This is a genomic window from Rhodococcus sp. AW25M09 (assembly GCF_000333955.1).
Taxonomy (GTDB): Bacteria; Actinomycetota; Actinomycetes; order Mycobacteriales; family Mycobacteriaceae; genus Rhodococcoides.
In genome coordinates, this window is sequence record NZ_CAPS01000081.1 from 89862 (window position 1) to 116255 (window position 26394).

24 protein-coding genes are annotated in these 26394 nt (G+C 64.4%); 7 read left to right on the forward strand and 17 right to left on the reverse strand.

The features are described from left to right. Position 1 precedes the first annotated feature (1 nt). Entirely contained in the window at positions 2-373 is a 372-nt protein-coding gene (locus RHODMAR_RS16410) for a hypothetical protein (protein ID WP_008716516.1), read from the reverse strand. A gap of 136 nt (positions 374-509) precedes the next feature. On the opposite strand from RHODMAR_RS16410, the gene RHODMAR_RS16415 reads away from it, so the two are divergent. Next, positions 510-1475 (forward strand): quinone oxidoreductase family protein, encoded by a 966-nt coding sequence (locus tag RHODMAR_RS16415; protein ID WP_008716518.1) that lies wholly within the window; start codon positions 510-512, stop codon positions 1473-1475. Between the two features lie 23 nt (positions 1476-1498). On the opposite strand, the gene RHODMAR_RS16420 is transcribed toward RHODMAR_RS16415, so the two are convergent. Continuing rightward, entirely contained in the window at positions 1499-2506 is a 1008-nt protein-coding gene (locus RHODMAR_RS16420; protein ID WP_008716519.1) for a heme o synthase, read from the reverse strand. A gap of 403 nt (positions 2507-2909) precedes the next feature. Between RHODMAR_RS16420 and tkt the strand changes: the two genes are divergently transcribed. Genes tkt through pgl form a run of 5 tightly spaced genes read left to right on the forward strand, consistent with a single transcriptional unit; the run spans position 2910 to position 9341 of the window. Continuing rightward, positions 2910-5009 (forward strand): transketolase, encoded by a 2100-nt coding sequence (tkt, locus tag RHODMAR_RS16425; RefSeq protein WP_008716521.1) that lies wholly within the window; start codon positions 2910-2912, stop codon positions 5007-5009. Positions 5010-5012: 3 nt separating this feature from the next. Further along, entirely contained in the window at positions 5013-6137 is a 1125-nt protein-coding gene (gene tal, locus RHODMAR_RS16430) for a transaldolase (protein WP_008716523.1), read from the forward strand. 3 nt (positions 6138-6140) lie between these two features. Further along, positions 6141-7697: a glucose-6-phosphate dehydrogenase gene (gene zwf / locus RHODMAR_RS16435; protein WP_008716525.1), complete on the forward strand. Its 1557-nt coding sequence runs from the start codon at positions 6141-6143 to the stop codon at positions 7695-7697. Next, on the forward strand, positions 7694-8602 hold the full coding sequence (gene opcA, locus RHODMAR_RS16440) for a glucose-6-phosphate dehydrogenase assembly protein OpcA (RefSeq protein ID WP_008716527.1): 909 nt from the start codon (positions 7694-7696) through the stop codon (positions 8600-8602). The genes zwf and opcA overlap by 4 nt, the downstream gene beginning before the upstream one ends. Then, the gene (pgl, locus tag RHODMAR_RS16445) at positions 8595-9341 is read left to right on the forward strand and encodes a 6-phosphogluconolactonase (protein ID WP_008716529.1); all 747 of its coding nucleotides are present in this window, start codon (positions 8595-8597) and stop codon (positions 9339-9341) included. Before opcA ends, pgl begins: the two co-directional genes overlap by 8 nt. A gap of 314 nt (positions 9342-9655) precedes the next feature. Here pgl and ppc read toward each other — a convergent pair whose 3' ends face one another. From ppc to rpe, 15 genes are all read right to left on the reverse strand, one after another. After that, on the reverse strand, positions 9656-12487 hold the full coding sequence (gene ppc / locus RHODMAR_RS16450) for a phosphoenolpyruvate carboxylase (protein ID WP_008716530.1): 2832 nt from the start codon (positions 12485-12487) through the stop codon (positions 9656-9658). Positions 12488-12538: 51 nt separating this feature from the next. Then, positions 12539-12772, reverse strand: a complete 234-nt coding sequence (gene secG / locus RHODMAR_RS16455) for a preprotein translocase subunit SecG (RefSeq protein WP_042939563.1) — start codon at positions 12770-12772, stop codon at positions 12539-12541. A gap of 112 nt (positions 12773-12884) precedes the next feature. Beyond that, on the reverse strand, positions 12885-13670 hold the full coding sequence (tpiA, locus tag RHODMAR_RS16460) for a triose-phosphate isomerase (protein WP_008716534.1): 786 nt from the start codon (positions 13668-13670) through the stop codon (positions 12885-12887). Between the two features lie 3 nt (positions 13671-13673). Next, positions 13674-14885: a phosphoglycerate kinase gene (locus RHODMAR_RS16465; protein ID WP_008716536.1), complete on the reverse strand. Its 1212-nt coding sequence runs from the start codon at positions 14883-14885 to the stop codon at positions 13674-13676. A gap of 5 nt (positions 14886-14890) precedes the next feature. Beyond that, entirely contained in the window at positions 14891-15910 is a 1020-nt protein-coding gene (gene gap / locus RHODMAR_RS16470) for a type I glyceraldehyde-3-phosphate dehydrogenase (protein WP_008716538.1), read from the reverse strand. Positions 15911-16031: 121 nt separating this feature from the next. Beyond that, complete coding sequence (whiA, locus tag RHODMAR_RS16475) at positions 16032-17015, reverse strand: DNA-binding protein WhiA (protein ID WP_008716540.1); 984 nt, start codon at positions 17013-17015, stop codon at positions 16032-16034. Further along, positions 17006-18031: a gluconeogenesis factor YvcK family protein gene (locus RHODMAR_RS16480; protein ID WP_008716542.1), complete on the reverse strand. Its 1026-nt coding sequence runs from the start codon at positions 18029-18031 to the stop codon at positions 17006-17008. The genes whiA and RHODMAR_RS16480 overlap by 10 nt, the downstream gene beginning before the upstream one ends. Further along, entirely contained in the window at positions 18028-18894 is an 867-nt protein-coding gene (gene rapZ, locus RHODMAR_RS16485) for an RNase adapter RapZ (RefSeq protein ID WP_042939594.1), read from the reverse strand. Before rapZ ends, RHODMAR_RS16480 begins: the two co-directional genes overlap by 4 nt. Before the next feature lie 83 nt (positions 18895-18977). Further along, positions 18978-21068 carry an excinuclease ABC subunit UvrC gene (gene uvrC / locus RHODMAR_RS16490; RefSeq protein WP_042939596.1) on the reverse strand — a complete coding sequence of 697 codons (2091 nt, stop codon included), beginning with the start codon at positions 21066-21068 and terminating at the stop codon, positions 18978-18980. Positions 21069-21140: 72 nt separating this feature from the next. Beyond that, positions 21141-21581 (reverse strand): PH domain-containing protein, encoded by a 441-nt coding sequence (locus RHODMAR_RS16495; protein ID WP_042939597.1) that lies wholly within the window; start codon positions 21579-21581, stop codon positions 21141-21143. 26 nt (positions 21582-21607) lie between these two features. Then, positions 21608-22105, reverse strand: coding sequence for a 6,7-dimethyl-8-ribityllumazine synthase (ribH, locus tag RHODMAR_RS16500; RefSeq protein WP_008716549.1), 498 nt, complete (start codon positions 22103-22105; stop codon positions 21608-21610). Further along, on the reverse strand, positions 22102-23487 hold the full coding sequence (locus RHODMAR_RS16505) for a bifunctional 3,4-dihydroxy-2-butanone-4-phosphate synthase/GTP cyclohydrolase II (protein ID WP_442970057.1): 1386 nt from the start codon (positions 23485-23487) through the stop codon (positions 22102-22104). The genes ribH and RHODMAR_RS16505 overlap by 4 nt, the downstream gene beginning before the upstream one ends. A gap of 86 nt (positions 23488-23573) precedes the next feature. Further along, positions 23574-24185 (reverse strand): riboflavin synthase, encoded by a 612-nt coding sequence (locus RHODMAR_RS16510; RefSeq protein WP_008716554.1) that lies wholly within the window; start codon positions 24183-24185, stop codon positions 23574-23576. Beyond that, positions 24186-25217, reverse strand: coding sequence for a bifunctional diaminohydroxyphosphoribosylaminopyrimidine deaminase/5-amino-6-(5-phosphoribosylamino)uracil reductase RibD (gene ribD / locus RHODMAR_RS16515; protein WP_008716556.1), 1032 nt, complete (start codon positions 25215-25217; stop codon positions 24186-24188). A 45-nt stretch (positions 25218-25262) separates the two neighbouring features. Beyond that, on the reverse strand, positions 25263-25937 hold the full coding sequence (gene rpe, locus RHODMAR_RS16520) for a ribulose-phosphate 3-epimerase (RefSeq protein ID WP_042939565.1): 675 nt from the start codon (positions 25935-25937) through the stop codon (positions 25263-25265). A 36-nt stretch (positions 25938-25973) separates the two neighbouring features. Between rpe and RHODMAR_RS16525 the strand changes: the two genes are divergently transcribed. Further along, on the forward strand, positions 25974-26363 hold the full coding sequence (locus tag RHODMAR_RS16525) for an MmcQ/YjbR family DNA-binding protein (protein ID WP_008716560.1): 390 nt from the start codon (positions 25974-25976) through the stop codon (positions 26361-26363). Positions 26364-26394: the final 31 nt, after the last annotated feature.

The following is a 26394-nucleotide window of genomic DNA, read 5'->3' on the forward strand; positions in this document are numbered from 1 at the left end:
CTCAGACGATTGCCTGATTTCGTGCCTTCGGAAACTTCTTCTGACGGGCCACCCACCCGGCCATCTTCTCGTAATGCCCGCGGGCTGGGTTGACGGAGCTGACCAGCTCACGGTCCCATTCGGCCTCGGTCAGCTCGTCGAGCCCGTCGACTATCGCGCGGGCCACAGCGTGGGAGGCGACCACCTGATCGCCGAGCACTCCGTCGGCACCGACCATGGTCAACCTAGTTCCGCATCGACCGACCGGCTGGATCACCACATTCGCGGAATTGCCGTGATCGGCCAGGAAGCTCTTCACCGCCGCCAGAGTTCCCTTGGGAATGTCGCTGGACTCTATTTTCTCGGTGCCCGCACTGTCGGTTTCGGTAGCCATACAGACACGATACCCAGGTCGTCCACACTCCCCGCATCGACCCGTCGAGTCGTTACTGCTCGGTAACTTCGATGGCCGACATGCCATGTCCCGATCCTCGAACCAAAGCGATGCGCTCCCGTGTAGAACGGTCTCCATGCGCGCCATTCGAATAGACACAACAGGTGGCCCCGAGGTCATGAATATCGTCGAGCTCCCGATACCGAACCCCGGAGCGGGTCAGCTCCTGGTCCGAATCGACGCCGTAGGCATCAACTACATCGACACTTACTTCCGTCGCGGTTCGTATCCGCGCACGCTTCCGTACGTTCCCGGTGACGAGGGGTCCGGGGTGATCGATCAGGTCGGATCCGGCGTCACCGACTTCACCGCGGGCGATCGCGTCGCTTGGGCGGCGGCGCCGGGTAGCTATGCCGAGTACGTGCTGGTCGACGCCTCGTCGGCCATCGCGGTCCCCGAGGGCGTACCTGCCGACCAGGCCGCCTCGGCACTGCTACAGGGCATGACGGCGCACTACCTCATCGAATCGACGTACCCCGCTCAGCGCGGCGACACCGTGCTGGTACACGCGGGCGCAGGCGGCGTCGGTCTGATGCTGACTCAGCTCGCGGTGGCCAAAGGCGTCAACGTCATCACCACGGTCTCCACCGACGCGAAGGCCGAACTGTCGAGGCGGGCCGGGTCCGCTCATGTGCTGCGGTACGACGACGACATCGCCGCACGGGTCCGCGATCTCACCGACGGCGCGGGGGTGCACGCGGTCTACGACGGCGTCGGTGCCGACACCTTCGAGGCCAGCATGGCGTCGCTGCGGATTCGAGGGACCTTGGCGCTGTTCGGTGCCGCGAGCGGGCCGGTGCCGCCCGTGGACCCGCAGCGGCTCAACGGCGCAGGGTCCTTGTTCTTGACCAGACCCACGCTCGCACATCACATACGGGACCGGGCCGAGCTCGACTGGCGGGCCGGCGACGTGTTCGCGGCAATGGCCAGCGGTGCACTCACGGTCGAGGTCGGGGCGCGCTACGCACTCGACGACGCGGCCCAGGCCCACATCGACCTGGAATCGCGTAAGACGACAGGCTCGATCGTGCTGGTTCCCTGATCGGATTCTCGGCAGACGCTCGCTCAGGAGAAGATCTGAGCGAGCGTCTGCCAGCCGAGTACCGAATCGACCGCCAGGCCGCAGAACACCAGAGCCAGGTACTCGTTGGACAAGATGAACAACTTCAGAGGCTTGACCGGAGTGCCGGCTCGTACCCCCGCGTACAGGCGATGAGCCACGACCAGGAACCAGACTCCCGATGCCACCGCGACCACCGCATAGATGACGCCCGAGCCGGGTGCCAGCGCGAGAGTCGCGGCGACGGTTGCCCAGGCGTAGAGCACGATGTGCTTGGTGACCTTCGTTTCCGAGGCGACCGCAGGCAGCATCGGTACGTTGGCTGCCTGGTAGTCCTCCTTGTAGCGCAGCATCAACGCCCAGGTGTGCGGCGGCGTCCACAGGAAGATGACCAGGAACATCACCAGGGCTTGCCAGCCGATCGTGCCGGTCACAGCCGACCAACCGATCATCACCGGCATACATCCGGCAGCTCCACCCCACACCACGTTCTGCGAGGTGCGGCGTTTGAGAACGAGGGTGTAGACGAAGATGTAGAAGCAGATCGTCACGACGGCGAGCACGCCGCTGAGCAGGTTCGTCGTTGCCCACAGCCAGAAGAACGAGAACACACCGAGCACGAGACCGAACACCAACGCGTGCGACACCGGCATGGCACCGCGGGCGAGCGGACGCTTCTCGGTCCGCTTCATGACCTTGTCGATATCGGCGTCGACCACCATGTTGAGTGTGTTGGCACTGGCCGCGGCGAGCATGCCACCGAAGAGCGTGGTGAGAATCAACCACGGATTCACGTGGCCGCGGTCGGCCAGCAACATCGCGGGAATGGTCGTCACCAGAAGAAGCTCGATGACCCGGGGTTTCGTCAGCGCGACATACGCAAGAAGAAGTGCGATCGCTCTGCGCGGGGCGGACGGCGCTGGTGCGCCCTGGACGGACTCACCTTGATCGTCTGCTCCGAATCCGGGGCCGCCGGCGAAACCGTGTCCGCCCGGCTGCTGCCCAATTCGCACTGCGTCTCCTTGCACGACTGTCGTTCTCTGGCGCTCGGCCACTTGCTTGCGTACCACCGGCACGCGGGTTCGCTCTTGCGGCGACCTTCGACGCCGACGCGCACCCCACCCGGATCACTGCTACCGAGAGCCGACAAACACGCGCCTACTACAACCGATGGTAGACGGCAGGGTTTGTACCTCCAATTCGCAGGGCACCCAAAGGATGAATCTGCGCTCTACGACCGACCCGCACGCACTCGCCCGGGGGAAGGCACGACAGTAGGGTCGGACGGAACTAGGCTGGTGGAGGACGTCCTTCGGCACCGACGATGTGTGCGCTTCACGCAGGCACATCACAGTCGGGGTCAAGCGACGATTCCTCGGAGCCACAACTCGAACGAATGTCAGGAGATTTCTGCTCGTGTCGATCACAGACGATATTGACGTCCTCACCACAGCGCACCACCCGAGCGACTGGTCGGACCTGGACACCCGAGCGGTCGACACCGTTCGTGTTCTGGCAGCGGACGCAGTGCAGAAGGTCGGCAACGGCCACCCCGGAACCGCGATGAGCCTGGCTCCGCTCGCTTACACCCTCTTTCAGCGCACCATGCGTCACGATCCCACCGACACGCATTGGATCGGCCGCGACAGATTCGTGCTCTCGTGCGGCCACTCGAGCCTGACGCTCTACCTGCAGCTCTACTTGGGTGGTTTCGGGCTCGAGCTTTCCGATATCGAGGCCCTGCGCACCTACAAGTCCAAGACCCCGGGGCACCCGGAGTTCCGCCACACCGCCGGCGTCGAGATCACCACCGGCCCGCTCGGTCAGGGACTGGCCTCCGCCGTGGGCATGGCGATGGCGGCACGTCGTGAGCGTGGATTGTTCGATCCCGAGTCGGCGCAGGGTGAGAGCCCGTTCGACCACCACATCTACGTCATCGCATCCGACGGCGACATCGAAGAAGGTGTCACCTCCGAGGCGTCCTCGCTCGCAGGCACGCAGCAGCTCGGCAACCTGATCCTGTTCTACGACGACAACAAGATCTCGATCGAGCACTCCACCGACATCGCTCTGTCCGAGAACACGGCAGCGCGCTACGAGGCCTACGGCTGGCATGTGCAGGTCGTGGAGGGCGGCGAGAACGTCACGGCGATCGAAGAGGCCATCGAAGCCGCCAAGGCCGTCACCGACAAGCCGTCGATCATCGTCCTGCGCACCATCATCGGTTTTCCGGCTCCGACCATGATGAACACCGGTGCCGTCCACGGCGCTGCATTGGGCGACGACGAGATCGCGAAGGTCAAGCAGGCCCTCGATTTCGACCCCGCCAAGACGTTCGAGGTCACCGACGAGGTCATCGGACACACCCGCAAGCTGCAGGAACGAGGCAGCAAGGCCCACGCCGAGTGGACCACACAGTTCGAGGCCTGGGCCGCACGCGAGCCCGAGCGCAAGAAGTTGCTCGATCGCCTCACCGAGGGCAAGCTGCCCGAGAACTGGACCGACGTGCTTCCCACGTGGGAGCCCGGCAGCAAGGCTGTCGCCACACGTGCGGCATCGGGCGAGGTGCTCAACGCCGTCGGGCCGGTTCTGCCGGAACTGTGGGGCGGCTCGGCCGACCTTGCCGGCAGCAACAACACCACCATCAAGGGCGCGAAGTCGTTCGGCCCCACGTCGATCTCCACCGACGACTGGGATGCCGAGCCCTACGGCCGGACACTGCACTTCGGCATCCGTGAACACGCGATGGGTGCCATCCTGTCGGGCATCGTCATGCATGGTCCCACCCGCGCATACGGCGGCACGTTCATGCAGTTCAGCGACTACATGCGGCCTGCTGTTCGGCTTGCATCGCTCATGGACATCGATCCCATCTACGTATGGACCCACGATTCCATCGGCCTGGGTGAAGACGGACCGACTCACCAGCCGGTCGAGCATCTCGCGGCGCTGCGGGCAATCCCGAACCTTTCGGTCGTACGTCCCGGTGACGCCAACGAGACCGCATTCGCGTGGCAGGCAGTGCTCGCCAAGTCGAGCAGCAGCGGCCCCGTCGGTCTCGCCCTGACGCGTCAGGGCGTCCCCGTCCTCGACGGCACCAGCTTCGAGGGTGTCTCGAAGGGCGGCTACATCCTGGCCGACTCATCCAAGGCGACTCCCGACGTCGTGCTGATCGGTACCGGTTCGGAATTGCAGTACGCAGTCGAGGCTCAGAAGCAGCTCGAGGATCAGGGCATCGCCGCCCGCGTGGTCTCGATGCCGTGTGTCGAGTGGTTCGAGAGTCAGGACCAGAACTACCGCGACCAGGTGATCCCACCGACGGTCAAGGCTCGGGTGTCGATCGAAGCCGGCATCGCAATGCCGTGGTGGAAGATCGTCGGCGGTTTCGGCGAGATCATCTCACTCGAGCACTACGGCGAATCCGCCGACGCTGCAACGCTGTTCCGCGAGTTCGGCTTCACGGCCGAGGCCGTCACCGCAGCCGCGCAGCGCTCCATCACCAATGTGAAGGGATAATTCATGACCCAGAACAAGAATCTCGCAGAGCTCTCCGCCGCCGGAATCTCGGTATGGCTGGACGACCTGTCCCGTGATCGCATTCGCTCGGGCAACCTGCAGGACCTCATCGACACCAAGAGCGTCGTGGGCGTGACCACCAACCCGTCGATCTTCCAGGCCGCACTGAGCAAGGGTGACGCATACGACGAACAGGTGACCAAGCTCGCCGGTGAAGGTGCCGACGTCGAGACCACGATCCGTACCGTCACCACGGACGACGTCCGCGAGGCGTGCGACATCCTGATGCCCCAGTACGAGGCCAGTGCAGGCGTCGACGGACGCGTGTCCATCGAGGTTGATCCTCGCCTGGCACACGAGACCGACAAGACATACGACCAGGCCGTCGAACTGTGGAAGATAGTCGACCGACCCAATCTGCTGATCAAGATCCCGGCGACCGAAGAGGGCATTCCCGCCATCGCCAAGGTGATCGGCGAGGGCATCAGCGTCAACGTCACGCTCATCTTCTCTGTCGAGAGGTACGAGTTGGTCATGAATGCGTACCTCGACGGCCTGGAGACCGCGCGTGCAGCGGGCCACGACCTCGACAAGATTCACTCGGTCGCCTCGTTCTTCGTGTCCAGGGTGGACAGCGAGATCGATTCCAGGCTCGACGCCATCGGTACGCCCGATGCAGAGGCTCTGAAGGGCAAGGCCGCGCTGGCGAACACACGGTTGGCGTACGTGGCCTACCAGCAGATCTTCGAGGTTGCTCCGCGCTTCCACGAGCTCGCTGGCAGCGGCGGGCGTCCGCAGCGGCCGCTGTGGGCCTCGACCGGAGTCAAGTCCGATGCCTACCCCGACACCATGTACGTCACCGACCTCGTGTCTCCGAACACGGTCAACACCATGCCGGAGAAGACCATGGATGCGGTTGCCGACCACGGCGAAATCGTCGGCGACACGGTCACGGGCAAGGGACCGGAATCCCAGGAGATCTTCGACCGCATTTCGGCTCTCGGAATCGACCTCACCGATGTCTTCCTGACATTGGAGAACGAAGGTGTCCAGAAGTTCGAAGCGGCGTGGAACGAGCTCCTCGACGCAACCGGTGAGCAGCTCGCCCGCGCGGGCCAGAAGAGCTGACCTGTGCCCACCGCAGACACAGAAAATCTGAATTCCGCGGACTGGACCAATCCTCTTCGCGACGCGCGAGACAAGCGGCTTCCGCGAATAGCGGGCCCGTGCAGCATGGTCATTTTCGGGGTGACCGGTGATCTCGCGCGTAAGAAGCTCATGCCTGCGGTGTACGACCTGGCGAACCGGGGGCTCCTACCCCCCGGTTTCGCCCTGGTCGGGTTTGCCCGACGGGAATGGCAGAACCAGGATTTCGCCAAGATCGTGCACGATTCCGTGCGTGATCACGCGAGAACTCCGTTCAGCGAAGAAGTGTGGAACACCCTCGCCGAGGGATTCCGATTCGTGCAAGGCACTTTCGACGACGACGCTGCCTTCGACGAGCTGTCGCGCACATTGACCGAGCTCGACGAAACCCGCGGCACCGGCGGCAACCACGCGTTCTACCTGTCCATTCCGCCCAGTGCATTTCCCGTTGTGCTGGAGCAACTCTCGCGCTCCGGTCTGGCGCAGGGTCAGGACGGGAACTGGCGACGAGTGGTGATCGAGAAGCCGTTCGGCCACGACTTGCAGAGCGCAAAAGAACTCAATGCGATCGTGAACCGAGTGTTCCCCGAGGACACCGTGTTTCGCATCGACCACTACCTCGGCAAGGAGACGGTGCAGAACATCCTGGCTCTGCGCTTCGCCAACCAGTTGTTCGATCCGATCTGGAATGCGCACTACGTCGACCATGTCCAGATCACGATGGCCGAGGACATCGGTTTGGGCGGTCGCGCGGGCTATTACGACGGCATCGGTGCGGCCCGGGACGTCATCCAGAACCACCTGCTGCAACTGCTCGCCATCACGGCGATGGAGGAGCCGGTCAGCTTCAACCCCACCGAGCTGCAGTCCGAGAAGATCAAGGTGCTCTCCGCGACCAAGCTCGCCGAGCCCCTCGATCGCACCAGCGCCCGCGGTCAGTACTCCGCGGGGTGGCAGGGCAGCCAGAAAGTGAAGGGGCTCAAAGAGGAAGAGGGCTTCGACTCCGAGTCGAACACCGAGACCTACGCTGCCATCACCCTCGAAGTGGACACCAGACGCTGGGGTGGGGTTCCGTTCTATCTCCGCACCGGTAAAGCGCTCGGCCGCCGAGTGACCGAGATCGCCATGGTGTTCAAGCGTGCGCCGCACCTCCCTTTCGATGCCACGATGACCGAGGAGCTCGGCCAGAATGCTCTGGTCATTCGAGTGCAGCCGGACGAAGGCGTGACAATGAGGTTCGGCTCGAAGGTGCCCGGGTCGAGCATGCAGGTGCGCGATGTCAGCATGGACTTCAGTTACGGCCAGGCGTTCACCGAATCGTCGCCGGAGGCGTACGAGCGACTCATCCTCGACGTGTTGCTCGGTGAGCCGTCGCTGTTTCCGGTCAACGCCGAAGTCGAACTGTCGTGGAAGATTCTGGACCCGATCCTCGATTTCTGGGCCTCCGGCGGTACAGCGGAACCGTACGAAGCCGGAACCTGGGGTCCTTCCTCGGGTGACGAAATGATGCAGCGCACCGGACGCGAATGGAGAAGGCCGTGATTGTCGACATTCCAGCCACGACGACGGCCGAAGTGGGCAAGAAACTGGTGGAAGTTCGTGAGGCAGGCGGCGCGGTGACCATCGGCCGGGTGCTGACTCTGATCGTCGCCAGTCGCGATCCGGCCAAGGCCGAGCGAGCGATCGACGCAGCGAACGAGGCGAGCCGCGAGCATCCGTGCCGCGTGATCGTGCTCATCCACGGTGACCGATCGGCCGAGACGAGCCTCGACGCACAGATCCGTGTCGGCGGTGACGCCGGTGCGTCGGAGGTCGTCGTGCTGCGTCTGCACGGCGAACTTGCCGACCACGAACACAGTGTGGTGATCCCGTTCCTGCTTCCCGACACTCCCATCGTGGTGTGGTGGCCGGACGAGGCACCCGCTGTTCCGGCGAAGGACCCGCTCGGGCGCTTGGCGATTCGGCGAATCACCGATGCCACCAACTCCCCCGACACCACCGCGACGATCAAGGGCCGGCTGAGCAGCTACAACGAAGGCGACACCGATCTGTCCTGGAGTCGCATCACCTACTGGCGCGGTCTGTTGGCCACGGCCCTGGACCAGGCTCCCTTCGACGCGGTCGTCTCGGCGACGGTCTCGGGACTGGCCGAGGAACCCGCACTCGACATCCTGGCCGGCTGGCTTGCCGCCAAGCTCGACGTGCCGGTCTATCGCCGGGAGGGTGAGCTCAAGGTGGAACTGTCCAGAGAGAACAGCAGTATTTCGCTGATGCGTCCGCAGACCGGGAAGACCGCTACCTTGCGCCGTACCGGCCAGCCCGATGCCGAAGTGGCATTGGCTCGGCGAACCACCCGCGAGTGCCTCGCCGAGGAACTGCGCAGACTCGACACGGACGAGATCTACGAACTCGCCCTCCACGGACTTTCGAAAGTGAGCTATGGGTAAGACATCGGTTCTCCACTACCTCGACTCGCAGGCATTGGTCGACGCCGCGCGCTCTCGATTCGTCGAGGTCGTCACCGCAGCGCAGGCCGATCGGGGCTCGGCGTCGGTGGTCATCACCGGCGGTGGGGCCGGCATCGGCCTCTTGGAGGCGCTGCGCAAGGACTCCGGATCGATCGACTGGAGCAAGGTCGACATCTACTTCGGCGACGAACGCTTTTTGCCCTCGGGCGATCCCGAGCGAAACGAAGTTCAGGCGCGAGAAGCATTGCTCGACCACGTCGACGTGCATCCGGATCGGGTCTTTCCGATGGCTGCATCCGACGGTCCGCACGGAAGTGATGCCGAAGTGGCCGCAGCGGCGTATGCGCAGATCCTCCATTCTCGATCCGAGGGCCAGCCGACGCCTGAATTCGACATCCATCTGCTGGGAATGGGCGGCGAGGGCCACATCAATTCGCTCTTTCCCCACACCGATGCAGTGCGTGAAACGCATCGCTATGTCGTCGCGGTGGAGGACTCACCCAAGCCTCCACCCGTCCGAATCACGCTGACGCTGCCTGCCGTTTGCCGAGCACAGCACGTGTGGCTGCTCGTAGCAGGAGCGAACAAGGCGGACGCCGTTGCAGCTGCGGTGGGTGGAGCGGATGCGGATGACGTCCCCTCTGCCGGCGCTGCGGGCACGGCATCGACGGTGTGGTTCCTCGACGCAGGAGCGGCGTCGAAACTGGACACCGTCTGATCCCACACCGTCTGATCCCACAGCGTCTGATCTCACGTCCCGCACCACCGGGCTAGCTGGGTTCGGCAGCGTCCGGGTCGCATTCCTGTCGCTCGTCGTCGGTGTCGTTCACGCGAGCGGACTGCCCGAGGTTCGATCTACCGATCCGCCTACCGCGCTTGCGGTAGGCGGATCCGTCGCGCCAGGCATCGGTGGTGTTTCTGCACTGCCTCATACCCTGTTGGACGCGATCCGCAGCGGACCGGTTCCTTCCCGTCGTGCGCCTTTTGCACCCTCAGAGGTATGCAAAAGGCGCACGACGGGGAAGCAGGAGGCTAGCCGCTGTTGCGCAGTGCCGTCGCGAGGCCGTTCATCGTCAACAGGATTCCTCGTTTGACGCGTTCGTCCTCGTCCCCGTTCCGGTAACGGCGCAACATCTCCACCTGCATCTGGTTGAGGGGCTCCAGATACGGGAAGCGGTTGTGCACCGAGCGCTCGAGCGACGGATTGTCTTCGAGCAGTCGACTGTGGCCCGTGATCTTCAGATACATCCGCACCGTGGTCGCGTGCTCCGCTTCGATCATGCCGAAGATTCGCGTCCGTAGGTCTGCGTCGGGAACCAGGTCGGCGTAGCGCGCAGCAATGCCCAGATCGGACTTTGCCATGACCTGCGCGAGGTTGGACAGGACGGTTTGGAAGAAGGGCCACTTTCGATACAGGTCGGTCAGCACATCGAGCTTGGAATCGTCGTCGCCGACCCACTCCTCGAATGCCGAGCCGGTGCCGTACCACCCGGGCAGCATGACGCGACACTGACTCCACGACATCACCCACGGAATGGCACGCAGGTCGTATACCGAGTTCGTCGGCTTCCGGGACGCGGGACGTGAACCGATGTTCAGCTCACCGACCTCGGCTACCGGCGTCGAGGTGCGGAAGTACTCGACGAACCCGGGCTCCTCGTGCACCAGACGACCGTATGCGGCGCGGGCCTTGGCGGCGAGATCGTCCAGGATGTCGTACGCGGCCTCTGCACCGTCGCCCAGGCCCTCGACGTCGAGCAGAGTCGACTCCAGAGTTCCCGCGACAAGGGATTCGAGGTTACGACGCGCCATGGACGGCTCGGCGTATTTGGCCGCGATGATCTCGCCCTGTTCGGTGAGTCGCAGCGACCCCTGCACCACTCCGGGCGGCTGCGCCAGAATCGCGTCGTAGCTGGGGCCACCTCCACGGCCGACCGTCCCACCTCGACCATGGAACAACCTGAGCCGAATTCCCGTCTTGCGAGATGCCTCGAGCAAATCCAGTTCGGCGCGGTACAGAGCCCAGTTCGCGGCCAGGTATCCGCCGTCCTTGTTCGAGTCCGAATACCCCAGCATGACTTCCTGATTCATACCGCGCCCGGCCACCAGGGCGCGGTAGATCGGAACGTCGAGCGTGGCCAGCAGAGTTGCTGCACCCTGCTGAAGATCCTCGATGGTCTCGAACAGCGGTACGACGCCCACCGTGGAGGTGGGCGACGAGCCGTCCGCACCGGGATCGAAGATGCCGGCTTCCTTGAGCAACAATGCCGCTTCGAGCATGTCACTGACCGACTGACACATGCTGATGATGTAGTTCTGGATTGTGTCTGGTCCCAGGTGATCGATCGCTTCCTTGGCTGCCCTGACGATGCCGAGCTCCTTGGTTGCCAGCTCACTGAGCTGCGCGTGAGGGCCGATCAGCGGGCGACGAGTCGCGAGTTCCTGCGACAGCACGGAGACACGCTCGTCCTCGTCGAGGGAGAGGTAATCCGAGTGCACTCCGGCCCAGGCCAGCAGTTCCGCAACAACTTCCTCGTGTGTTTCGGAGTTCTGTCGCATGTCCAGAGCCTGCAGGTGGAATCCGAACGTCTCGACCGACTGCCGGAGCCGAAGCAAGCGATCGTCGGCGATCACCGCGTCGCCGTCGGCGCGCAGAGCACGATCGATGACATCGAGATCGTCGAGAATGTCTTGCGGTCCGTCGTACTTCTTCGCCCCGAGATCGGTACCCGAGACAGGTACCGCGTCAAGTACCGCCTGTGCAGTGGCAGTCAGCCGGGCCCGGATGCCGACGACTGCGACGCGATACGGCTCGTCGGCTCGGCGATCGTCCGGCTCGGCCGATGCCCCGGCGAGCGCCTTCAGGTCCTCGGTGACGTCCACCAAGCGCGAGGACATCGACAGTTCTTTCTCCAACGCGACCAGTTCGTCCAGGTAGCGCTCGAACGCGACGTATCCCGCCTGATGCGTCGCGGTGTGCACCACCTCTGCGGTGACGTTCGGGTTGCCGTCCCGATCGCCGCCGATCCAGGAACCGGGGCGCAGAATCGGTCGGGGCAGCAGGTCGTCCTCGGGCCACCGCGCGCGCAGCGCTGCGCGCACATCTGCATTGAGAGAGGGCATGACATCGAAGAGCGAGGACTCGAAGTAGCGAAGACCGACTTCGATCTCGTCCTGAATTCGCAACCGTGACAAGCGAATCAGAGCCGTCTCCCACAGAGTCAGCACCTGTCTGCGGATCTGCACGTCGATGGCAGCCAGTTCCTTGGCCGCACTGGCAGCTTTGCCCTCACGAGCAGCGGTCGCAATGTCGCGGCGCCGCATCAGCTCGGTGATCTTCGACTGCACGTCGAACACTGTCCGGCGACGTGTCTCGGTGGGGTGCGCGGTGATCACCGGGGCCACCAGCGCGTCGGTCAATGCAGCAGCGACCTGCTCGCGGGACGGTGCCACGGTATCGATCTTCAGCCAGGTGGCGTCGAGACTGCTGTCCTGAGGCGGATCCTCGCGATCGAGGTGAATTGCGCGTCGACGTTCGCGGTGCAGGTCCTCGGCGAGGTTGGCCAACAGAGAGAAGTGACTGAATGCTCGAATCAGCGGAACTGCTTGCGCCACTTCGACATCGGTGTACCTACCGACGGAGTCGTCGCGTTCGATCTCGGATCTGCGCACCGCGAAGGACTCGACACGAGCAGATTCGATGAGATCGAAGACGTCCTCGCCCTCGTGTTCACGAATGATCTCACCCAGGATGCCGCCGAGATAGCGGATGTCTTCACGGAGAGGCTCGGTCAACTCCCGACCCTGAGCTGTCGGTGGGACAAAGGCTGGGGAACCGACTGACTCGTAGGAGGATTCGCTCATCAACCCATTATCGTCGCTCCGCCACCAACTCGCACTCGGAGCAGAACTCGATCAGGTGTACTTGATCTCCAGGCCGATACCGAGGATCGCAATGAGCCAGACGAGGCCGGTGAAGACTGTGAGACGGTCCAGGTTCTTCTCGACCACCGTGGAACCGGACAGGCTGGACTGCACACCGCCACCGAACAGGCTGGACAATCCCCCACCCTTGCCGCGATGCAGCAGGATCAGCAAGATCAGCGCCAGGCTGGTGATGACCAGCAGAATATCCAGAAACAGATCCATGTCCACCTCAAACTCGATTCGATGCCTTCAGCAGCCTACCTGGCCTACGAACAGCTTCGGACACCCCGCCGTATGCAGGGTGTCCGAAATACGCGCTGTGCAGTGATACCGATCAGGGCAACGGTCCACCTGCGGCGATGGCCGACAGCGTGGCGAAGTCGTCGGCCTTGAGCGACGCTCCACCGACGAGAGCGCCGTCGACATCGGGCTGGCCGACGATCTCGCCGACGTTCTTGGCGTTGACCGAGCCGCCGTAGAGCACGCGTACGCCCGCTGCGACCTCATCCGAGGCCAGCGACTTCAGTTCCTCGCGGATGGCCCCGCACACTTCCTGAGCGTCCGACGCCGACGCGACCCGGCCGGTGCCGATTGCCCATACCGGCTCGTAGGCGATGACGATCTTGGAGATGTCGTCGGCCGAGAGTCCACTGAGCGAACCGCGCAGCTGGGCCACGTTGTATGCCACGTGCTCACCGGCCTCGCGGATGTTCAGACCCTCGCCGATGCACACGATCGGTGTGAGGCCGTTCTTCAGTGCCGCCTTCGTCTTGGCCAACACGACGGCGTCGTCCTCGCTGTGCAGAGTGCGTCGCTCGGAGTGACCGACGACGACGAAGGTGCACCCCAACTTGGCCAGCATCGAACCGCTGATCTCGCCGGTGAAGGCACCCTTGTCCTCGGACGACACGTCCTGCGCACCGTAGGTGAGCAGAAGCTTGTCGCCCTCGACCAGAGTTTGGACGCTGCGAATATCGGTGAACGGCGGGATCACTGTCACGTCGACTTTGTCGAAGTACTTCTCGGGCAGCGAGAAAGCAATCTTCTGCACCAGCGAGATGGCCTCGAGGTGATTGAGATTCATCTTCCAGTTGCCCGCGATGAGCGGCTTACGTGCCATGCGTTACGCCTCCAGAACGGATAGACCGGGGAGCTGCTTGCCCTCGAGGTACTCGAGAGAGGCACCGCCGCCGGTGGAGATGTGCGAGAAGCCGTCGTCGGGCAATCCGAGGGTGCGCACTGCTGCCGCGGAGTCGCCGCCGCCGACAACGCTGAACGCGCCCTTCTCGGTGGCTCCGATGATCGCTTCGGCGATTCCCTTGGTACCGGCCGAGAACTTGTCGAACTCGAACACTCCGGCCGGTCCGTTCCAGAACACGGTCTTGGCGTTCGAGAGCACGACGGCGAAACGACTGACCGAGTCCGGGCCGATGTCGAGACCCATCCAGCCGTCCGGAATCTCGGAGGCCTTCACGGTCTTCGCCTCGGCGTCCGCAGCGAACTTGTCTCCGACGACGATGTCGACCGGAAGGTGGATCACGTCGCCGAAGCGCTCGAGCAGGTCCTTGCAGACCTCGATCTGATCCTCCTGCAGCAGCGAATTTCCGACCGCGTAGCCCTGAGCAGCCAGGAATGTGAACACCATTCCGCCGCCGATGACGAGAGTGTCGACCTTGGGAGCCAATGCCTCGATGACACCGAGCTTGTCCGAAACCTTGGACCCGCCGAGCACCACCGCGTACGGACGCGCCGCATCCTCGGTGAGCTTGGCCAGCACCTCCACCTCGGCCGCGACGAGCGTGCCTGCGTAGTGGGGCAGCAACTGCGCCACATCGTAGACCGACGCTTGCTTGCGATGTACGACGCCGAATCCGTCGGAGACGAAGGCCGCGTCGTCTCCGGCCAGGGCGACGAGCTCGCGAGCCAGAGCGGCTCGCTCCGATTCGTCCTTGCTGGTCTCGCGTGGATCGAAGCGGATGTTCTCGAGCAGCAGCACGTCGCCGTCGGTCAGACCCTCGGCCCGCGCCTCTGCATCCTGGCCCACCACATCGCCGGCGAGCTGCACGTGGCGTCCGAGAAGGTCACCGAGCTTGGCCGCGACCGGAGCCAGACTGTACTTCGCGTCGGGCTTGCCGTCGGGGCGCCCCAAATGCGCGGTGACGATGACCTTGGCACCGGCCTCGACCAACGCCCGAAGCGTGGGAATCGAAGCCTGGATGCGGCCGGGGTCGGTGATCGTGCCGTTCTCGAGCGGGACGTTGAAGTCCGATCGCACGAGAACGCCACGTCCTTCGACACCGGCATCGAGCAGATCTTGCAGTGTCTTGACAGCCATCGGTGTCAGAGGGACTTGCCGACGAGACCGATGAGGTCGGCGAGGCGGTTGGAGTAGCCCCACTCGTTGTCGTACCAGGAGACGATCTTGACCTGGTCGTCGATGACCTTCGTCAGCGGCGCGTCGAAGATCGACGAGTGCGGATCGGTCACGATGTCCGAGGAGACGATCGGGTCGGTGTTGTACTTCAAGATGCCCTTGAGGGGACCCTCGGCAGCTGCCTTCATCGCGGCATTGATGTCCTCGGCACTGGCCTTCTTCTTCAGCAGCGCAGTGAGGTCGGTGACCGAGCCGGTTGGGATCGGCACCCGCAGTGCGTAGCCGTCGAGCTTGCCGAGCAGCTGCGGCAGAACCAGGCCGATGGCCTTGGCTGCGCCCGTGCCGGTCGGGACGACGTTCAGCGCGGCAGCGCGCGCACGGCGCAGGTCGCTGTGCGGACCGTCCTGCAGGTTCTGATCCTGGGTGTACGCGTGGATCGTGGTCATCAGACCCGAGACGATGCCGAACTCGTCGTCGAGAACCTTGGCGATGGGGCCGAGGCAGTTGGTGGTGCACGACGCGTTGGAGATGATGTTCTGGCTGCCGTCGTACTTGTCGTCGTTGACGCCCATCACGATGGTGATGTCCTCGCCCTTGGCGGGCGCGGAGATGATGACCTTCTTGGCACCGGCGTCGATGTGGCCCTGGGCCTTCGCAGCGTCGGTGAAGATGCCGGTGGACTCGACGACGACGTCGACGCCCAGGTCACCCCAAGGAAGTGCGGACGGGCCCTCGCGCAGCGACAGTGCCTTGATCTTCTGGCCACCGACGACGATGGTGTCCTCGCCCTCGAGCGAGACATCGTGCGGCAAGCGACCCAGGATCGAGTCGTACTTGAGCAGGTGTGCGAGCGATGCGTTGTCGGTCAGGTCGTTGACAGCAACGATTTCGATGTCGGTGGTACCGAGCGCCTTCTGCGCGTCGACAGCCCTGAAGAAGTTACGCCCGATGCGGCCGAAGCCGTTGACGCCTACCCGGATCGTCACTGTTCGCTCCTAAAAGTTGTGAAAACAGATGTCTGGTCGTGCCTGCGTGCGGGGTGCCACACGCGGTTCCTACCCTAGTGTGCGCGCAGGCAGAGCGCGCGCATCACTCGATCGGGGCCGATCACGCTTCGTCGAGCAGCTCCGCAGTGACCGCCGACTCGGTATCCGGAATTCCGGTTTCTTTCGCTTTACGATCGGCCATCGACAGCAGTCGTCGAATCCGGCCCGCCACAGCGTCTTTGGTCATCGGCGGATCGGCCAACTGGCCGAGTTCCTCCAGCGAAGCCTGCCGGTGCTGCACTCGGAGCGAGCCCGCGGCGGCCAGATGATCCGGCACGTCGTCACCGAGGATGTGCAGGGCCCGCTCGACCCGCGCTGCGGCTGCGACGGCGGCCCGAGCAGATCGACGCAAATTTGCATCGTCGAAATTGGCGAGTCGGTTTGCCGTGGCTCGTACCTCTCGCCGCATCCGTCGTTCTTCCCAGACGAGCCGGGTGTCCTGTGCTCCCATGCGGGTGAGCAACGCGCCGATCGCTTCGCCGTCGCGAACGACCACTCGATCGGTTCCGCGGACCTCACGAGCTTTCGCGGCCACGCCGAGTCTGCGGGCAGCTCCGACGAGTGCGAGCGCAGCTTCCGGTCCCGGGCAGCTGATCTCGAGCGCCGAGGATCTGCCCGGCTCGGTGAGCGAGCCGTGCGCCAGGAAGGCGCCCCTCCATGCGGCCTCGGAGTCCCCCACCGTGCCGCCGACGACCTGCGCGGGCAAGCCACGAACGGGGCGTCCACGCAAGTCCAACAGGCCGGTCTGGCGTGCCAAGGCCTCCCCGTCCTTGGCCACGCGGACCACGTAGCGGGAGGTTTTACGCAGACCACCCGCACCGAGCATGTGCACATCCGAGGAATACCCGTACAGCTCGAAGATCTCACGACGCAATCGCCTCGCGATGGACCCGAGATCGACCTCGGCCTCGACCACGACCCGGCCGGCCACGATGTGGAGTCCCCCGGCAAATCGCAGGAGCGCGGAAACCTCGGCCTTGCGACAACTGACCTGACTGACGGTGAGCCTGCTCAGCTCGTCCTTGACCTCCGCTGTCATGGCCACGAAGTGATCCCCTCTCTGCGTGCGGCAGTCGATTCGGTGTCGCCGGTGGGCGACACGATGGAGCCGAGAGCCGCAGCAAGCTTGCCGTAATGATGTGCGTGAGTGCCGTTTTCGGCAACGTCGACATAGACGACCTCGGCACCGAACCGAGCCGCCGCCCGCGCTAGGTGTTCGCGGTTGCTGCCTTCCGGTACCGAGGCGGAATCGACCAACACGTAGTCGATTCCCAAATCAGGTGCGTGTTGGGAGAGTACGTGGACATGGCGCTCCGCGGAGAATCCGGTGGTCTCCCCCAGTTCGGGTGCCAGGTTCAACACGAGAACTTTCAGCGCGGACGTGCGGGCCAGCGCAGCGCGCTGCTCCGGCACGAGGACGTGAGGAATGACACTCGAGAACCACGAGCCCGGTCCGAGCACCACGAGGTCCGCCTCGTGGATTGCCGCCAGAGCATCCGCGCACGCAGGAGGGTCGGGTGGCAGCAAGCGCACGCGTCGTACCTTGCCGGGAGTCGTCGCCACCGCCACCTGACCGCGAATGACGCGGCTGACGCGGGGGTCGTCCTCGAGACCGGAGACGTCCGCTTCGATGTCGAGCGCGATCGGCGACATCGGGAGAACTCGTCCGTCGATACCGAGCATCCGCGACATTTCGTCGAGTGCCGCGATCGGGTCGCCCACTACCTCGGTCAGTCCCGCGAGAATGAGGTTGCCCACCGAATGCCCGGCCAACGCACCGGTACCGCCGAAACGGTGTTGCAGAACATCGGTCCACAGCTGCGTTCGCTCGTCGGACCGGGCCAGTGCGGCCAGTGCCATTCTGAGGTCCCCGGGCGGAATCACCCCGAGCTCGGCCCGTAGACGCCCCGAGGATCCGCCGTCGTCGGCGACCGTGACGACAGCGGTGACATCGTGACCGAGAAGCCTCGCCGCCGACAGGGTGGCGTACAGCCCGTGACCACCTCCGAGGGCGACGATCTTCGGGCCCGATCCCGAATGTTCGGTGCCGAGCTCGCTCATTCGCGACCCAGATCGCGGTGCAACACGCGGACCGACACATCACCTTGCTCGCCGAGAATCGCGGCCAACGCCTCGGTCATCGCCACACTTCGATGCTTCCCTCCGGTGCAGCCCACGGCTACCGTCATGTACCTCTTGCCTTCCCGCACGTATCCCTCGATCGTCAGATTCAGCAGGTGCGTGTATGTCTGCAGATAGTCGCGGGCCCCGTCCTGCCCCAGGACGTAATCGCGGACGTCCGCGTCCTGTCCGGTGTGCTCGCGGAGCTCGGGCACCCAGTGCGGATTGGGCAGAAAGCGGACGTCGCAGACCAGGTCGGCGTCCATCGGCAGGCCGTACTTGAAGCCGAACGACTGCACGGTGACACCCACACCGGTGGTGTCCGCGTCACCGAACACCGTCTCGATCTTCCGACGCAACTGATGCACCGACAGGGACGTCGTGTCCACTGTCAGATCGGCCACGGCCTCGACCGCAGCGAGCCGCAACCGTTCGGCAGTGATGCCCTCGGTCAGCGTTGCGTCCTGACCGTCGTTCTGCAACGGATGGCTACGCCGGTTCGACTCGAATCTACGGATGAGTACCGCATCGGAAGCATCCAGAAACAGCACTCGGTTGCGCACGCCCTTGGAATCGAGCTCCTTGACCACCCAACCCAGATCGCCTGTGAACAGCCGGCTTCGCACATCCATGACCAGGGCGAGTCGCTCGATACGGGGCTTGGACTCGAGACCGAGATCGACCATTTTGGAGATGAGCTCGGGCGGCAGGTTGTCCGCGACATACCAGCCGAGGTCCTCGAGAATCTTGGCCGCGGTGCGCAACCCGGCACCGGAGACTCCGGTGACCAGTGCCACCTCTATGTCGTCGTTCCGCGATTCGCCCTCCCCGGTCGGTTCGGGAAGATCTTCGGACGGTGGCTGTCTCTGGTTCTGGTGTTTGCTCACTAGGAAGCCTGTCCCGCCGATTCCACGCTCGGTGTTATCGCACGTTCCGTCGTGTTCTCGCCCGATGTCGTTGCAGTTGCGCTGCCATCATCGCCTACATCGGCGTCGTCCGTGTCGGAACCCAGCGCGGCCAGCACCGACTTCGCGGTTGTCTCGCCGATTCCCGGTACCTCGACGATCTCCGCGACCGTCGCACGTTTGAGGTTGGCGACCGAACCGAAGTGCGCGACGAGTGCCGTTCGACGGGATTCACCGAGCCCGCGGACCGAATCGAGTGCCGAGGCCGTCATCCGACGCGACCGCTTGCTGCGATGAAACGTGATCGCGAATCGGTGCGCCTCGTCGCGGACTCGCTGCAGCAGGTAGAGCGACTCACTCGTGCGCGGCAGAATGACCGGATCCTCCTCGCCGGGCACCCACACCTCTTCGAGTCGTTTCGCCAGACCCACCACCGCCACGTCGGTAACTCCCAGTTCGTCGAGAACTGCGGCCGCTGCGGCCACCTGAGGGGCTCCTCCGTCCACGACGAACAGGTTCGGCGGATACGCGAATTTCCGCGGCCGTCCGGTCTGCGGATCGAGCGACGCTTCGGGAGCCAGATCGCCTCCGCTTCCTCCCGCCGACCCATCGGCCGAATGTCGTAGGAATCGACGGCGAGTCACCTCGGCGATGCTCGCGACGTCGTCCGAATGGCCGTCACCGGCGGCCTCCTTGATCGCATAGTGGCGGTAGTCGCTCTTGCGAGGCAATCCGTCCTCGAAGACGACCAGCGACGCCACCACGTCGGTCCCCTGCACGTGGGAGATGTCGATGCACTCGATGCGCAACGGTGCCGAATCCAGATCGAGAGCTTCCTGAATACCTTGGAGCGCGGCAGATCTCGAGGTGAAATCGCCCGCCCGTTTCAGCTTGTGCTGCTGCAGGGCCTCTTTGGCATTGCGCTCGACGGTCTCGGCCAGCGCCTTCTTGTCGCCGCGCTGGGGAACACGCAAGGTCACGTTCGACCCCCGGAGTTCACTGAGCCAGATTTGCACCTCGTCGGCATTGTCCGGCAGGACCGGCACCAGTACTTCTCGTGGTACGGCATTGGAACCACCGTCGTCACCGCCCGGTGCCTGTGCAGACAGCGAGGCCTGCTCGCCGTAGAACTGAGTGAGAAACTGCTCGACGAGGGCCGGTAGGTCGGCCTCGTCCTGCCGCTTGATCACCTCGCCCGCCTTCTCCACCACCCAGCCGCGTTGGCCACGCACTCGGCCACCCCGGACGTGGAACACCTGGACGGCGGCTTCGAGGGCGTCGGTGGCGAACGCTACGAGATCGGCATCGGTGCCGTCACCGAGCACCACCGCCTGCTTCTCCAACGCTCGCCGCAACGCACCGACGTCATCACGTAGTCGTGCGGCGGTCTCGAAGTCCAGATCCTCGGACGCCACCTGCATCTTCTTCTCCAGCTGCCGAACGAGCTTGTCGGTCTTGCCCGCCAGGAAATCGCAGAAGTCCTCGACGGTGCGGCGGTGCTCGTCGGCGCTGACCCGACCCACGCATGGAGCCGAACACTTGTCGATGTATCCCAGTAGGCAGGGTCTACCGATCTGGTTGTGCCGCTTCAACACTCCGGTCGAACAGGTTCGCGCGGGAAACACCCGCAGCAACAGGTCCAGGGTCTCGCGAATGGCCCAAGCGTGTGCGTAGGGACCGAAGTAGCGCACGCCCTTGCGGCGGGGGCCGCGGTAGACGAACAATCGAGGGAATTCCTCGTTCATCGTCACCGCGAGCATCGGATAGCTCTTGTCGTCGCGATACCGAACGTTGAACCGAGGATCGAATTCTTTGATCCAGTTGTATTCGAGCTGCAGCGCCTCGACCTCCGTGGTGACCACGGTCCATTCCACAGATGCTGCCGTCGTGACCATCTGGCGCGTGCGAGGGTGCAGCGAGGCGATGTCGGCGAAGTAGGAATTGAGCCGGCTGCGCAGGCTTTTCGCTTTTCCTACGTAGACGACGCGACCGTGTTGATCACGGAATTTGTACACCCCCGGCTCCACCGGGATGGTTCCGGTGGCCGGGCGGTAGGTAGCGGGGTCGGACACGGCTTCCACGTTAGCCGTAGGGTCCGACGTTCTCCGCATCAGCAGCTCAGCTGCCGTGTGTACCCGAGGACGTCAGTCCTGATCCACCTGGGCGGGCGCGTACTTGCGCTCGAGGGTGCGGAACGTGCGAACCGCGGCGACAGCATGTTCGCGATCGTTGGACTGGATGGCCATCACGTTGATGAACTCGTCATCGGGAATGTCCACTCGGGCCCACATCGCCCCTTCCGGGAAAGACAGTCCGCGTACGAGGTCCCACTCGATCAACCGCTCCGAGAAAACGTTTCGCACCGCGACGCCCGCGGGACCGACCCGCAGACGGGGCCGAGTCAGTAGAAGGGCCAGGCAGGCCAGCAGGATTCCGATCCCTGCCATCGCGAGCTGATCGGCGGTACGGAAATACACCCCCGTCGGCGAGACTCGGAGCAGAATGGCGACGGTCGAATGGGCCACGACGAGCAGCACCGCGGCCGCGATGGCGAACCGCGCCGACTTACGCGACTTCACCTGCATGTCCCAGCCTGCCGGCTCGCTATCGCTCACGTGAACTCCTGGCTCGTCCAGGGCTGACGAAGATGCTTGAGTGTCAGGGCGGTGTCGATCGCGGCGGCAGTGGCCTGGGCGCCTTTGTCCTCGAACGAATCGGGCAGGCCGGCACGATCGAGGGCCTGCTGCTCATCGTTGGTGGTGAGCACCCCGTTGGTGACCGGCGTGCCCTCGTCCAGCGACACTCTCGTCAAGCCGGCAGTCACAGCGTCACACACGTACTCGAAATGCGGTGTGCCACCGCGGATGACGACGCCGAGCGCGACGACGGCATCATGGTTGCGGGCGAGCGCCTGCGCGACGACGGGCAGCTCGATGGCACCGGCGACTCGGATGACCGTGACGTCCTGCACTCCCGCAGACTCGGCTTTGCGAAGCGCACCGTCGAGCAGGGCCTGAGAGATCTGCCGATGCCACTGACCGGCAACGATCGCAAGCTTGAGATCACTCGCGCCTGCCAGCTGGAGCGTGGGTTCTCCTTCGCCGCTCATGGGTTGACGCCGTTCGTATCAGGAGTGGAGCCTGCGGAATGACCGTTCGTATCAGGAGTGGAGCCTGCGGAATGACCGTTCGTATCAGGAGTGGAGCCTGCGGAATGACCGTTCGTATCGGGAGTGGAGCCTGCGGGGTGGTCGTTTTCGTACTCGTCCAAGCCGGTGAGATCGTGGCCCATCCGGTCGCGTTTCGTGCGCAGGTAGGTGAGGTTTTCGGCGTTGGCGCGCAACGGCATCGGCACACGCTCGGTGACGTGCAGTCCGTAGCCGTCGAGTCCTACTCGTTTGGCGGGGTTGTTGGTCAGCAGCCGCATGGAAGAGACGCCGAGGTCGACGAGGATTTGTGCGCCGATTCCGTAGTCGCGGGAATCGGCGGGCAGGCCGAGTTGGAGGTTTGCATCGACGGTGTCGGAGCCTGCGTCCTGGAGTTGGTACGCCTGCAGCTTGTGCAGCAGACCGATTCCGCGGCCCTCGTGTCCGCGCATGTACAGCACGATGCCGCGGTCCTCGGCGGCGACCATTTCCAGAGCGGCATCCAATTGTGGTCCGCAGTCGCAGCGCAGCGATCCGAAGACATCGCCGGTGAGGCATTCGGAGTGCACTCGAACGAGGACGTCGTTGCCGTCGCCGTCGGGTCCGGCGATGTCGCCGCGCACCAGCGCAACGTGTTCGACCTCGTCGTAGATGCTCTGATACCCGACAGCGCGGAACGTGCCGTGGTCGGTGGGGATCCGGGCGTCGGCGACTCGAACGACATGCTTCTCGTGCTTGCGACGCCACGCGATGAGGTCGGCTATGGAGATCAGCGCGAGATCGTGTTCGTCGGCGAACACACGCAGTTCGTCGGTTTGGGCCATCGCGCCCTCGTCCTTCTGGCTGACGATTTCGCAGATGACGCCGGCGGGGCGCAGGTCGGCCATGCGGGCGAGGTCGACGGCCGCCTCCGTGTGGCCGGGGCGACGCAGAACTCCGCCTTCCTTGGCGCGCAGCGGTACGACGTGGCCGGGGCGGGTGAAGTCGCTGGCTCCGGTGTCGGGGTCGGCGAGCAGCCGCATGGTGGCCGCTCGATCGGAAGCCGAGATTCCGGTGCCGATGCCCTCACGGGCGTCGACGGTGACGGTGTATGCGGTTCCGTGCTTGTCCTGGTTGGTGGCGAACATCGGCGGCAGGCCCAGTCGGTCGCAGTCCTCACCGGACAACGGAACGCAGAGGTAGCCCGAGGTGTAGCGAACCATGAAGGCGACCAGTTCCGGGGTGGCCTTCTCGGCGGCGAAGATCAGGTCGCCTTCGTTCTCGCGGTCCTCGTCGTCGACGACCACCACTGCTTTGCCCGCAGCGATGTCCGCAACTGCGCGCTCGATACTGTCGAACCTGGTCACGAAAATGCGCTCCATACGTCTCGGGCCTGGCTCAGCGCCCTGGAATTCTTCGATGCATCGCTATGGTGCGTGCATCTCAACAGTACTTAATCTGCGTCGATGGTCTGCAGCCGCTCCACGTACTTGGCGATGACGTCGACTTCGAGGTTGACCGGGGATCCGACCTCGGCCTTCCCGAGGGTGGTCAGATCGAGGGTGGTGGGGATCAGCGAAATCTCGAACCAGTGCGATCCGTCTTCGACGCCCAATCCGGACACGGTGAGCGAGACGCCGTCGACCGTGATCGAGCCCTTCTCCACCACATAGCGAGCGACCGAGTTGGGCAGGCCGATGCGTACGACAGTCCAGTTCTCGGACGGGGAACGACCGATGATGGATCCGGTGCCGTCGACGTGGCCCTGTACGAGATGCCCGCCGAGTCGGCTCCCCAGCGCCGCTGCGCGTTCGAGGTTGACCCGACTGCCCACGTTCAGCGCTCCGAGACTCGATCGGTCGAGAGTTTCCTGCATGACGTCGGCGGTGAAGCCACCGTCGGGCAGCACCTCGACGACGGTGAGGCAGACTCCGTTGACTGCGATGGAGTCACCGTGTCCGGCGTCGGAGGTCACCAGTGGGCCGCGGACGGTGAAGCGAGCCGCGTCGGACATTTCGTTCTTGGCAACGATCTCGCCGAGCTCTTCGACAATTCCGGTGAACATCTACTTCGCTCCTTCGGGCACGACACCGAGATATATGTCGTTGCCGATCATGGTGACTGTCTCCGTGCGGAACCGAATTGCGTCGGCAATTGTTCCGATGCCAGCATTCTCCACCGCTGCGGGTCCGGCGCCCAACACGGCAGGCGCGATGTAGGCCACCACTCGATCCACGAGACCGGCGGCGAGAAACGCACCGGCCAGGGTCGGACCGCCTTCGATTTGGATGTCGGTGTGTTCGCGCAGCGCATCGATCACCTCCGCCGGCTCGTGTGTGTCGAGGAACACCGTGGCGGCCTCGGACCCGCGAATCGCAGCCGTCGCCGGTGTCGGCCTGGATCCCACGACGACCCGCACGGGCTGATGAGGCGCAAGGGTGCCGTCGGGGTGCCGTGCGGTCAGCCGTGGGTCGTCGGCGAGCACGGTTCCGGTTCCCACGATGATCGCGTCGAGCTTGGCCCGCTCGGTGTGGACATGCGCCCGCGCCTGCGGTCCCGTGATCCACTGGCTGGTTCCGTCTGCTGCAGCGCTGCGTCCGTCGAGGGTCGCGGCGTATTTCAGCGTCACGTGTGGCCTACCGGTTCGCTGCTTGTGCAACCAGGCTCGCAGCGGCCCGTTGCGCACCTCGTGCTCGCCTGTCCCCTGTTCGACGCGGATGCCTGCAGCACGCAGGGTGTCGGCACCGCCGGATGCGAGTGGATTCGGGTCGGCGACGGCATGCACGACCGCGACGATTCCTGCGTCGATCAGGGCCTGCGAGCACGGTCCGGTCCGGCCGGTGTGGTTGCAGGGCTCGAGCGTCACCACCGCGGTACCGCCCCGGGCTCGATCCCCGGCCTCGGCCAGCGCCACCACCTCGGCGTGCGGACCGCCCGGCGGACGTGTCGCACCGATTCCGACTACTGCACCGCGTGCGTCGAGAACGACAGCGCCGACGGCGGGATTGGGACTGCTGACGCCGCGGGCGGTCTCGGATGCCTCGATGGCGAGGGCCATGGCGTCTACGACGGACACCGCTGCGCTCTCGTCGTTCATACCGCTGCGCTCTCGTCGTTCATACCGCCGCGCTCGTGTTGCTCATTACGACAGGTGGTGGGACGCGCGCGCAGCTCGGGCACGCAGATTGCGCACGGAAGCAGCAGGGTCGGCGGTGTTGTAGACGGCCGAACCTGCGACGAAGCAGTCGATTCCGGCCTCTGCAGCCTGCTCGATCGTGTCGGAGTTGATGCCGCCGTCGATCTCGACCACCAACCGTAGGTCACCGGAATCGACCAATGCGCGAACAGCTTTCGCTTTCGAGAGAACTTCGGGCATGAACGACTGTCCGCCGAACCCTGGCTCCACGCTCATCACCAGCAGCGTGTCGAAGTCCCGCAGAATCTCCAGGTACGGCTCTATGGGTGTGCCGGGCTTGACGGACAAGCCCGCTTTCGCACCTGCGGCCCGAATGTCGCGTGCCACCGCGGAGGGATCGTCGCTCGCCTCGGCGTGGAAAGTGACGTTGTATGCGCCCGCCTCGGCATACGGCGGGGCCCAACGCGCCGGATCCTCGATCATCAGGTGGCAGTCGAGGGGGATGCTCGTCGCTTTCAACAGGCTTTCCACGATCGGCAGGCCGAGGGTGAGGTTGGGAACGAAGTGCGCGTCCATGACGTCGACATGCAGCCAATCAGCGCCGGAGACGGCCTCGGCTTCGGCGGCGAGCCGAGCGAAATCAGCGGACAGAATGGAGGGAGCAATCATCGGGGAAACCACGATTGACGAGCCTAGTCGAGCCGGTATCGTTCGCCCATGGCCACCATCGACTCCGCGACGGCGACGATCGCCGGACTGCCGGAAGTCACCGAAAGCGTCCGGTACGGGAATCCGGCATGGGCGGTGGGCAAGAACGTGTTCGCGTGGATTCGCCCGTTCAGCAAAGCCGACCTGAAGCGGTTCGGTGACAACACTCCGCCCGAGGGGCCAGTCCTCGCCGTGCGGACCACTGATCTGCACGAGAAGGAGGCCATCCTCGCTGCGCACCCTCGGGCCTGCTTCACCATCTCGCACTTCGACGGGTTCGCTGCCGTACTGGTAGACCTCGACAGAGCAGAGGACGACGAACTGCGGGAACTTCTGATCGACGGTTGGCTCGTCTACGCGCCGAAAGACGTCGCCGAGACTTTTCTCGCCGGCAGCTGATCACGCCGTCGTGCTGATCACATACTCGTGC